Source organism: Pelatocladus sp., from assembly GCF_059505505.1.
This window is the reverse complement of the sequence record NZ_JCACKS010000244.1, coordinates 1-11,422: the sequence shown is the minus strand read 5'-3', so window position 1 is coordinate 11,422 and position 11,422 is coordinate 1. Positions and strand designations below refer to the sequence as shown.

The following is an 11,422-nucleotide window of genomic DNA, read 5'->3' as shown; positions in this document are numbered from 1 at the left end:
ACTCGTCGTCGAGTCTTTGATACTCGTCGTCGAGTCTTTGAACTCCGTTGAGCAGTTGTGATTCTATTGTTAATAGAGTATTTAGGTATTCTATCTTGACGAAAAGGCTGGAGGTGATGAGATGATATTAAGCGATCGCTCTTTTAGTTTTTCCGTAAATACGCTGATTTTCTTATTTCCTCTTCAGATAAATTCAGCAAAAACACTGTTACGCAAATTTACGGCTCTGATCAAAACTTAAATTATCCAGTTTTATTAGGGTAAATTTATGACCAACCCTGCAAGAACGGTAATCCGAGTCAATCTGGAGATAGCAAGAGGAGTCGCTCTGGAGTGGGAGCAAGCTTCACACGAAGAAGTGAGTGCATATTGCTTGGAGATTTTGAAAGAGATCGGATGTCCCTGTACCGAACTCCCAGACACCTTGCAAACTCGTGATCAACAGCTCAATTTCATCACAGGATTTGCATCTTATGCTTTTGGGGAGGTGCTAAATGTTCAAACCACTAATTGAAGATACTTTTGATCAGCCAGAACAGGTAAAAGATACTACATCACCTGCAACCGATGTGGATATATTGAAGTTAATCCAAAAATTTTCAGGGTTTGAAACCCCCGTTAAGGTTGTCTTGCAAGCTATAGCTATTGCTAATTACGATTGTGCATCTGCTTTTCGCTATGCTGATAACTATTTGAACATCCTCAAAAATAAAAAGCAACACCAAAAAGTTAGCTCTGCTAGAGTCTGAACCTGAGTTTTGATTAATCCCAAATACATAGGTTTGTAGTAAGCACTTTAGTGATTGAAAATTAGAGGACTAAAGTCCTGACTACAAACGCATCTATCTTCTCAATTTATTTTTCTGGAAACTTACGTTCTCTGACTTCAAAGCTATAATCTTGCACAGCTTGAGTTATCGTTTCGCGCAAGTTTGCATACATTTTCGCAAAGGGTGGCTGTTTTTCCGAGAGTCCGAGTACATCAGAAGTGACTAATACCTGTCCATTACAATGGACACCTGCACCAATTCCAACCGTAGGAATACTGAGGTTTTGGGTGATTTCAAATGCTAAGTCACTGGGGATATGCTCTAAGACTATAGAAAACACACCCGCTTGTTCGAGAGCGATCGCTTCTTGTAAAATTCGTTCCCTATCTGTCTCGGTTTTCCCCTGTTGGCGCAAACCAATTTGATGGAATGATTGCGGTGTCAAACCCACATGGCCCATCACCGGAATTCCTGCTTGCACCAGATGAGTAATAGTGTCTACCATTGCCGGATAGCCACCTTCTAATTTGACAGCTTGTCCTCCCGCTTCTTTCAGCGCCAGTCCAGCAGAGTGCATAGCTTGTCGAACACTTTCTTGATACGTCAAAAACGGTAAATCTACGACCATCAAAGCATGTTTCACCCCACGTCGTACAGCTTTGGCATGGTGGAGTGTTTCTTCCAAGGTAAGTGGTAGTGTTGTCTCATACCCCAACACTACTGACATCGAATCACCTACCAAGATTAAATCTACACCAGCAGCATCTAAAAGTTGAGCGATCGCATAATCCCAAGCAGTCAACGCCACAATTTGGCGTCCTTGTTGTTTGTATTGAATTAATTGTCGGGTAGTGATTGCCATTTTGGATTAGGGGATTAGAGGTCGGGGATTCGGGGTCGGGGATCGGGGGACAACTAATCAATTAACAGTGATCAGTTTAATTTGATAACTGATCACTGATTCATGCCCGATCCCCAATCATTACTTCACAGCGCGAGTAAAAGCAAGATGGGGCTTTGCAGTTGTCATTTTTGGCATTAACCAAGCTAAACCCTCGGTGGTGCCAATCCACAGTTTATTACCAACATCAGGAGCAAGGGCAAGTACACGACTAGAAGGAAGTCCAGGAACTTCATCTAGTACAGCACCAGTATTTGGATTCAATCGTAGCAAACCATTGTTGGTGCCGACCCACACACTCCCATCTTTAGCAAAACGTATTGATTCCACGTCACGTCCCCGCAAACGAGTGACTGAGCGCAATATAGCACCAGTTTTTGGATTGATTACTAGCAAATTATTTGGCATTCCTGCCCATATTAAGCCATCAGGACTTGTAGCTAAAGCTTGTACTGTTGTACCTGGTAAATTCTCAATTCGCTTCATAATAAAAGCATTGGCGGTATTAACTCGCACTACTCCATCGAGTGTCCCTACCCAGAGTTGACCTTCTACGTCTAAAGTTAAGGCGTTAGCACTAACACCAGGTAAATTTTTTAACGTGGTCATAATTAGGGCTTGGTCGGGACTAATTAACGATAAGCCGTTATCTGTGCCGACCCATAAATAACCCCGTTTGTCAACTAACAAAGATAAAACTCGCTTGGAAGGCAAAAATAAATTTTGGGCTGTAATTTCGTGACTACGGGGATCTACTCGCTTTAATCCTTCATAGGTTCCCACCCACAAACGTCCGACTTTATCTTGGGCTAAAGCGGCAATAGCAGTATTTGGTAAACTGACACGAGCTAATATTTTGCCAGTATTGGGGTCAATTCGAGATAATCCGCGCCAAGAAGCTACCCAAAGCTTTCCAGTATAATCTGCTTGCAATGCATTGACGCGATAATCAGTTTCTTGGACATTTTCAATTAAATTTCGATCATCAGGTAAGGGATCTACTCTTCCCGGTGGCGCGCTTGCTGGGTAAGAAGGAGTGAGTTCAGACGGATCAACATTCAGGATTTTGGGCGTGGGAGTATTATTATTTTCTGTTGGATTTGCTAGGACTAGAGTATCTAAATCTAAACTTGGGATGGCTAATAAACCCAGCAAGAGATAACTTATTGCTATACCACTACGTTTGCAAAAAGCGATCGCATTTGTTTTAGAGACAGTTTCTTCCATCACTTGACACTGAAAGGCTTAAGGATAAGTTCAGTGTTCCCCAGCATCATGAACAGTTATCATTCAACTTGACAAGCTGCGTTGATATTTTCCTCGATAATGGGAGCATCCCAAATGTTCAAAAAAGTCTCACCAATCTGTAGGTAAACCTAACTTTTCCAAAGTATCAGTTTCATTTAATAATGAGTGAATTTCACTATCTATATGAATACGTCCTCCAGAAAGCACTAAACCACGTTGAGTGACTTTCCCTAACCAATGTAAATCGTGAGACGCAATTAACATAACCTTACCTTGCCACTTTAATAACATTTGAGCAAAGTGACGCCGCCATGCAGGATCAAGACCGTTGGTTGGTTCATCCAAAATCAATATATCTGGTTCTAATGCTAGAATTGCAGCCAAAGCAGCAAGCCGTCTTTGACCTCCAGACAGTTCGTGAGCAGAACGATTAGCATAAGCTTCTAAACCAAAATCAGCTAATAAATGTCTAGCTTTATCAATAGCGATCGCAGGTGAGACACCGTAGTTACGCGGTCCAAAGGTAATATCTTCAAGTATGGTAGGCATAAATAGTTGGTCATTAGCATCTTGAAAACCAAAACCAATTTGACGGCGTACTTGAGGTAAAGTTTTAGCTTCTAGGGGAATATTATTAATCCAAATCTTCCCAGCTTGAGGTTCTTTTAAACCGATTAAATTCTCAAGAAGAGTACTTTTACCCGAACCAGTAGGTCCCATCAGTGCAACGCGATCGCCTGAATTTAAGGTAAAAGAAATTTCTCGTAGAACTGGCTCACGACTGGAATAGGCATAAACTAGGTTTTGAACCACAAGAGCTTGTGACATTTTTTTGGTTAGTAGTTGGTAATTAAGGGAACAGGGATCAAGGATGAATCAGTTAACAGTTAACAGTGATCAGTTTAATTTGATAACTGTACAGACGCGTAAACGCTCGTAAGAGTAGATAGCAGTTCTCGGTTGTGTCCAATACGTACCCCACCCCTTAATCCCCTAAGCGCAAGCGGGGAGGGGAGGTTTTGCGTCAGCAAAGCCGGGGTGGGGTTCCGACTGTATTGCAATCGAGTGAGAAGTGCTATAATCGCGTCTCTAGCTAACTGATAACTGATAAGTTGTCCCCCTTCCCTTGTCCTTAAGTTACAGGGATAGGACTAGGAACACCAACTGGTAAAGTGACCGATTGAGTATGTTGTGGTGGTTCTCCTAGCATGACAATTGAACAAGTCAGTTGTCTCACCAAAAGAGTTGTAACATCGCTAATTGCCAATCCACCCGGACTAGTACGATTACGTACAAAAGGTAGGACAACTAAGTCATATAATCGTGCTGCCTGTAAAATTGCTTGAGCAACATTTTCATGAGCAATAATTTGAATCTCTGGGGGATTAGCTGAAGATATATTTGATACCATTTGAGAAAGTTGCGATCGCCTGGATGCGATTTTACTAGAACTAGTACGGCGTTCACAGACACTCAGTACAGTTACTTGTGTTTGATTTGCCTCTGCAAGAATTTGAGCAAATTGTATAGATTGCAACGTTGGTGTTAGAAAATTTTCTACAGGTACTAAGATCCTTTGAATGTTTCTTGGTGATTCTACCAAACGAGTCACAGCCACTGGACAATGAGATGCCCATAAAACATTATCAATCACATTCCCAAACAAACGCGCTCTCAACCCAGTTCGCTTACCCCAACCCATCAAAATTAAATTAGCTTTTTGTTCACGTGCTGCTCTGCTAATTCCTTGGGCAAAAGCATCATCAATTCGCAACAGTGGTTCTGCTTCCACACCCAAGGCGCGACTCAGGCTTGTAGCTTTTAACAGTAAGCGTTCGCTGCGTTCTAAAGAAGTATTTAATTGAGGAGCATCCATATGAGCCGCAGCTGTAGCGATCGCTAATGGTATGATTCTGCCATTAGCCTGACGTGCCAATAAAGTTGCCATTTCAATTAAGTATTGCTGTGTTTGAGGATTGTAAACTGGCACAACTATAGTAAAAGGGCTACTGTCTCTTTTTCTAGAATCGATTTGAGGCGAATTAGTGAATGCTTGTCCTTTGATGGCTGAAGTTGTTAAACCAACAGCAAACCGACTAGTCATTAATGAGCCTATAGTTGAAGTCACCAGCATCAAGACAATGATGCTGTTTAATAATATCGACGAGAGTAACCCATTTTCATATCCTACTACAGCTATGGCTAATGCCACACCCACTTGGGGTAATGACAGTGACCACATAGTTAAGGTTTCTTGCCAGTTGTAATGATAAAGTAGTTTTGCTCCCAAAGCAGCCAGAAATTTGCTGGCAAATAAACCCACTACTAATAAAAAGGTGAATTGAAGTGTGTTCACACTATCAATAAAAGTTGGAATATCGATGAGAAAACCCAGATGAACAAAGAAAATAGGAATAAATAGTATACTGCCAACGAAAACAATCTTTTCTTTAACTGGACCTTCGCCAACAACTTCATTTACTACCAAACCAGCTAAAAAGGCCCCAACAATTTTTTCTATCCCAATCAATTGACCGCCGAAAGCAACTAGAAAAATAGACAACAACACAAACAAAAGTTGGTTTCCTTCATCATCTCCTGAACGACGAAAGAATTCTTTACCTACCCAATTGCAGCTAATCAAAACAAAGATAGTGTAGAGAATGAGTGAGTTCAAAAAAGGAATAAATTGCCAAAAGCTTAAATAATTAGTATTTGCAGCTAAAGATAAAGTAAAGACTAATAATGCGCCAAAATTGGTGATAACTGTAGCCCCAATCGTTGTCCTAACTGCTGCGTTGTTTGTGACTCTTAAACCATTAATCAGAGGATAGGCTAAAAGGGTGTGGGATGCCACAATCGAGCCAATTAATACAGAAACATTCCAGCCATAACCAAAACTCCGACCTAGCAACACTCCTAGCACGAAAGGTATACCAAAGGTCAAGCTGCCAAAGCTAAAAGCCTGAATTTTTTGGCGGCGAAACTGTTCTAGGTCGAATTCTAAACCCGCAACAAACATCAAGTAAACTAACCCGATGTCTGTAAGTAAACTCATGGTTGGTGTTTCTATGGGAAATAAATTCCAGCCATGATGACCAAGTACTACCCCTGATAGTACCAAACCTACCAAACCAGGTAGTCTTAGTCGCTCAAATATAATTGGTACAACTAAGATGACTACCAGCAAAATGGCAAAGGGAATAATGGGTTCTTTGGCGAGAACTTGAGCAGTAGGTTCAACAGCAAGAACTTGTAACATTAGTTCTGTCATTGGTCATTGGTCATTGGTCATTGGTCATTGGTCATTGGTCATTTGTCATTGGTCATTTGTTTATTCCCGCCGACTTACCTTATGTTGTTTACTGATAGCTGATAGCTGATAACTGATAACTCTATGGGTGGATTTGGCTCAAAATAAACCGCAGGCGATCGTAGTCGTCTTTAAGCAGTACACTCAGAGTACGTCCTGCTTGCACTAACCATTGTCGGTCAGCTTTGCGTAACCAAAACACTTCTCGAATAGCTGCTGCTGTTAAAGAATCCACTGGCGCTCCATTTACACAAAGCAGAGTCCGCAAAAAATCTAGTTGTTCTGTAAATTTAATAATTGCTTCTGGTTCACATCTATAAACTGGTTGGTGAATTTGTGGTGGGCGTGGTGGTAAGTATTGATACGAATCATTTAGGGAATTCCGTTTATCTGCTGCCACTGTAAAACCCACGATCGCAGCACGGAATTCTGTCTTGAGCATTGCAAATATCTGTGGTTGTTCCTCTCGCAACTCCTGTAACGACATTCCCAGAGCCACTGGTCTGTGTACAGAATCGATAGGCATAGTTGTGGCGTAATATACCACAGCATAAACCTGGTTGCCTGATTCTTCATCGACAGAACAAACCCAGCTGCCAAAAGGAGGCATAGGTGGAAAGCTTAAGTCTTCCGGTTCCAAACACTGGGCTAAAAACTCGCATGTACTCGTTTGGATCACCTCTGCAAAATGATTAGGATGGCGATCGCCTCGATTAAATTGTGGCAGGGGAAGGCGCATAGTGGTCAAGAGTCATTGCTCATTGGTCATTAGTAATTTGTCATTGGTTGTTTACAAAGGACAAATTACTAATGACAAAGGACTAACTTATTTTGCTTTTTTACGTCCGGCGGTTGTTTCTACAGTTTCTAATTCAGAGAGACGAAAGGTAACTAATTTATCCCAGTTACCACCTTCAAACAGTACGGCTACCTTACCATCACTGACTCTCTGTACAAGTCCTTCATACCGATAATAGGTATCTGTTGGATTCTTGACGCGAACAGTTGCTCCAGGCAGGATCATGGTTTTTATCCTCGCTTGTTTCCTGTTAATAGCTTAATACTTGTGATTGGCGATTTGTCATTTGTCATTGGGAACGGAGATTGGGGATCACCAAAGAGAGATTCCCCTTTCTTCCCTTTGTCTGTGATTCCTGTTCCCTATCCACTGACAAATGACTAATAACAAAGGACAAATAATTAATACCTTTGCCTTTGACGAAAATTAGCCACTGACTCGACTATTCCCAAGGCGATGAAGTTTTTCAACATTGCTGAACGCCCATAACTCATCCAAGGTAAGGGTATTCCTGCTACTGGTGCTAGACCAACGTTCATGCCAATATTGACTATCATCTGAAACACGATCATAGACAACACGCCAATAGCCAATAAAGAGCCAAAGTTGTCTTTAGCGGTTTGGGCAACATGCAACAAGCGCAGGCAAATCAAGCAAAAAACTGCTAACACTAGCAAACAGCCAATGAAACCAAATTCTTCACCCACGGCGGAGAAAATAAAGTCTGTATGCTGTTCAGGGACAAAATTCAGTTGGGTCATAGGCCCTTTAAAAAGACCCCATCCCCACCATTCTCCAGCACCAATGGCAATGCGGGATTGGATTTGGTGATAGGCGGCACCAAGGGGGTCAGCTTTGGGATTCATAAATGAAGTGAGTCGGTCTTTTTGATATTCCCTTAGCAGGTGTTCCCAGGCAAATAGTCCTAATTCACCACCAAACATATTCAAACCCCATGCACCGATTGCACTCAGATGATATCGCCGCCAAGGAAGGGTGCGCCAACCGACAATACCCATGACTACAGACCAAATTAACCCCAACGGTCCTAACTTGATATCTTGCGACAAAGCGATCGCAAAGGGCCAAGGTATGCTAAACAAAATTGCGGCAATAATTGGAGATATCATCAATATCAACCAGCCTGGATTAGCATTTGCCCAGTACAACATCCCCAAGACGATCGCACCAAACACAAGTGATGTTGCTAAATCCGGCTGTATAAACACCAATCCCCAAGGAATAGCAGTAATTGCCAAAGCGCGGAAAACATTATCCAAGTTAGAAGCAGTGCGTTTATGTAATAACGCTGCGAGGGTAATAATAATCCCGATTTTGGCAAATTCTGACGGCTGGACGTTGAAACCAAAGATATTGACCCATCTCTGGGCGCCTTTGGCACTGTGACCGATTACCATTACGGCGGTGAGGCTGATATTGGTGATTGTATAAGTAATCCAGTGCCATTGCAGCAGATTTTCATAACGCAGACGGGCTAGTACCAGGGCGATTACACAACCAATCCCACCAATTAGCCAGTGCCACCACCAATCGGTGAGTCCTTGATTCAATTCGGTACTACGAATCATAATGCCACCGAATATTGTCAAACCGATTGGCAAACACAACAACAACCAGTCCATTTGTTGCCAAGGCTTAAACCAATATTTCCAGCGAATTTGTAAAAATGAAGAACGTGACCTTTTTAACAACATTGGGCGACTATAGACTTTAGTTTTTAGATTTTAAATTTACTCAGTACTAAAAATCTGTATTCCGACCCGTAGTTTTATACTTAGACAAAAATTACACTTGATTTATGTCAGAGCAGCAACTGATACTTTAGCAGCAATTGCCTGAGCGATCGCTTTGAATGCTTTGGCACTCGCTGAATCCGGGTCGGCTATAACTATGGGTACACCACTGTCACCACCAATTCTAGTAGAAATCTCTAGAGGTATACATCCCAACAAGGGTACTTCTAATTCTGCTGCTGTTTTAGAGCCGCCACCAGAACCAAATATGTCATACTGCTTCTCTGGCATATCTGGAGGAATAAAATAACTCATGTTTTCCACAATACCCAAGACAGAGACATTCATCTGTTGAAACATCCGTAAACCCTTGCGAGAATCTAATAAAGCAACAGTTTGCGGTGTCGTCACAATCACTGCTCCTGCCATTGGTACTGCTTGTGTCAATGTTAACTGAGCATCTCCTGTTCCCGGTGGCATATCCACGAGCAAATAGTCAAGTTCTCCCCATTGCACTTGATAGAGAAACTGACGAATCACACCATTCAGCATCGGACCACGCCAAATCACAGGCTGATCACGGTCAATCAAAAAACCCATGGACACTAGTTTGACGCCATGATTGAAAGCTGGTTCCAGTATTTCTCCTTTTTCAGAAGAACGTACTACAATCTGAGCATCAGCCAGACCAAGCATAGTTGGGTCATTAGGACCATAAATATCAGCATCCAGCAAACCGACCTTTGCTCCTGCTTGTGCTAAGGCAACGGCTACATTCACAGCCACCGTACTTTTACCAACGCCACCTTTTCCACTGGATATAGCAATAATGTTCTTGACTCCAATCACACCCGTGCGATCGGGTAAACTTTTTTGCTGAGGAGTTTCTGCTGTGACTTCTACAAATACATCCGTAACTCCTGGCAGTTTTTTCACTGCTTTTTGACAATCTTCTACAATGAATTCACGTAATGGACAGGCAGGTGTCGTCAATACTAGGGTAAAACTTACCTTACCTGCGTCTATTTTGACGTTACGAATCATATTCATTTCCACCAGACTTTTACGAAGTTCTGGATCTTGAACTGGTCGCAACACTTCTAAGACTGACTGAGAATCAAGAACATCGTTCATAATCTATTTCGTGCTTTCTGCCACAATAATTTTTAACAAACAGCAATGATTGTCTACTTGCATCTTAACTTTCTAGAGGGATCGGGAATTGGGGATCAGGGATCAGGGATCGGGGACACGGGGGACACGGGGGACACGAGGGACACGGGAGACACGGAGAATAACCATTCCCCAATCCCCGATCCCCATTCCTAAAAATCAAAACAGCTATCGTTGAGAGATTTTCTCTTTCTTGTAACTGCTGGCAGTGTGCCTTTTTCTACTGCCTCAATTAAGGCTTTAGCAACGCGATCAGTGTAAGGACGAGAAAATAGCCAAATCAATGGCGATAACCAACCACGTAATGTTACAGAATACGACAAATAAGTACCACAAACTGTAGACTCTATTTTGTAACTTACCCGTTCTTCAACACCAGGAATTGCTAGTATTCTGATGCTCAATAATTCTCTAGGGTTGACACGCTCGACAAAAATACGTATTGGAATCGGTGATAAGCGTGTCACTGCTTGATAGATGAGTCCAGGTTTGGGTACTAGTCCGTAGGGAACATTGGTACTCTTTAGCAGTGGGTGCCAGGAGACATCTGCCAAGTTAACTAGCTTTTGCCACAGTTCATCAACAGAAGCAGAACTTATTTCCCGATATGTTCGCACCAGAGTCGCGCAAAACCAACGACGTTTGCGGTGGATGAATTTAGACAACCAAGCTCGCATTTTTTTATCTCCTCGCTACACGCTTTTTGGTAACTCTGGCATATTGGGGGTCGGCGATTGGGGATTAGGGATTGGGGATTGGGAATGAATCAGTTAACAGTTAACAGTGATCAGTTTAATTTGATAACTGATCACTGTACAGACGCGATTGATAACTGATCACTGATCACTGATTAATTGTCCTCCTTGTCCCCTTTGTCTTTCTTGCCTCTCACTCCTCGTTTCATTGAAACTTCTGATGTCTTAGGTAAAATCTGCAAGATCAACCATCTTTTCTATTTTTTATAAATATATTAATCAGTGTCTAATGTCTTCCTACCTACTGCGGAAATGCACAGGAAAATAGTGTGCAATTATACAGTTTTGCTTTTTGATTTGCTGGTTTAGAGTTATAAAACCCCAGTCGCTTACAGAACTAAGTAAAGAGTTAGCTAATAAGACTTAGAGGTGACACAACCATTGCAGCGTTTGGATTTCACGCTTTATAGGACTGCATGAAAAGTTAAAATACTGGTATTTTTTCTTTATATGTATTCCTTTGAACTTTTTGACAAGAGTGTTTCATGAATTTTTGTAATAATTTACGTGAGCTTTTGCTTACAACTAAGCATGAAAATATGTTTTTTCTTTACATTTAGTTTTTATGGTTTCTCCAACTTTCGTAAGATAGGTCTATTAATTTGATCTGGCTAAGTATATATACCAAAAAATTTCCACATAGAAAAGAATTTGAAAAAAAACTAGAGCGGTAAAACTTGCTAGAGGAGCATACTCTCAAGACTAGCCA

The 11,422-nt window shown here is 41.7% G+C and carries 11 protein-coding genes; 2 read left to right on the top strand and 9 right to left on the bottom strand.

Annotated elements, in window-relative coordinates; all coding sequences use genetic code 11:
• The first annotated feature begins 268 nt into the window (after positions 1-268).
• Both AC5JMK_RS24750 and AC5JMK_RS24745 read left to right on the top strand, forming a co-directional pair.
• On the top strand, positions 269-514 hold the full coding sequence (locus AC5JMK_RS24750; RefSeq protein ID WP_096675917.1) for a hypothetical protein: 246 nt from the start codon (positions 269-271) through the stop codon (positions 512-514).
• Entirely contained in the window at positions 495-749 is a 255-nt protein-coding gene (locus AC5JMK_RS24745) for a hypothetical protein (protein WP_096675916.1), read from the top strand. The genes AC5JMK_RS24750 and AC5JMK_RS24745 overlap by 20 nt, the downstream gene beginning before the upstream one ends.
• A 106-nt stretch (positions 750-855) precedes the next feature.
• Here AC5JMK_RS24745 and panB read toward each other — a convergent pair whose 3' ends face one another.
• From panB to AC5JMK_RS24700, 9 genes are all read right to left on the bottom strand, one after another.
• Positions 856-1,632: a 3-methyl-2-oxobutanoate hydroxymethyltransferase gene (gene panB / locus AC5JMK_RS24740; RefSeq protein WP_096675915.1), complete on the bottom strand. Its 777-nt coding sequence runs from the start codon at positions 1,630-1,632 to the stop codon at positions 856-858.
• A 120-nt stretch (positions 1,633-1,752) separates the two neighbouring features.
• A complete protein-coding gene (locus tag AC5JMK_RS24735; protein ID WP_096675914.1) occupies positions 1,753-2,898 on the bottom strand; it encodes a ligand-binding sensor domain-containing protein in 1,146 nt (381 codons plus the stop codon).
• 129 nt (positions 2,899-3,027) lie between these two features.
• On the bottom strand, positions 3,028-3,747 hold the full coding sequence (locus AC5JMK_RS24730) for an energy-coupling factor ABC transporter ATP-binding protein (protein ID WP_096675913.1): 720 nt from the start codon (positions 3,745-3,747) through the stop codon (positions 3,028-3,030).
• Between the two features lie 304 nt (positions 3,748-4,051).
• Complete coding sequence (locus AC5JMK_RS24725) at positions 4,052-6,193, bottom strand: cation:proton antiporter domain-containing protein (protein WP_096675912.1); 2,142 nt, start codon at positions 6,191-6,193, stop codon at positions 4,052-4,054.
• Positions 6,194-6,314: 121 nt separating this feature from the next.
• Positions 6,315-6,971, bottom strand: coding sequence for an HAS-barrel domain-containing protein (locus tag AC5JMK_RS24720; RefSeq protein ID WP_096675911.1), 657 nt, complete (start codon positions 6,969-6,971; stop codon positions 6,315-6,317).
• Positions 6,972-7,058: 87 nt separating this feature from the next.
• Positions 7,059-7,256 carry an NAD(P)H dehydrogenase subunit NdhS gene (locus AC5JMK_RS24715; RefSeq protein WP_017310943.1) on the bottom strand — a complete coding sequence of 66 codons (198 nt, stop codon included), beginning with the start codon at positions 7,254-7,256 and terminating at the stop codon, positions 7,059-7,061.
• A gap of 176 nt (positions 7,257-7,432) precedes the next feature.
• A complete protein-coding gene (rodA, locus tag AC5JMK_RS24710; RefSeq protein WP_096675910.1) occupies positions 7,433-8,746 on the bottom strand; it encodes a rod shape-determining protein RodA in 1,314 nt (437 codons plus the stop codon).
• Positions 8,747-8,848: 102 nt separating this feature from the next.
• Complete coding sequence (locus AC5JMK_RS24705; protein ID WP_096675909.1) at positions 8,849-9,919, bottom strand: Mrp/NBP35 family ATP-binding protein; 1,071 nt, start codon at positions 9,917-9,919, stop codon at positions 8,849-8,851.
• 191 nt (positions 9,920-10,110) lie between these two features.
• Complete coding sequence (locus tag AC5JMK_RS24700) at positions 10,111-10,635, bottom strand: SRPBCC family protein (RefSeq protein WP_096675908.1); 525 nt, start codon at positions 10,633-10,635, stop codon at positions 10,111-10,113.
• Positions 10,636-11,422 lie beyond the last annotated feature (787 nt).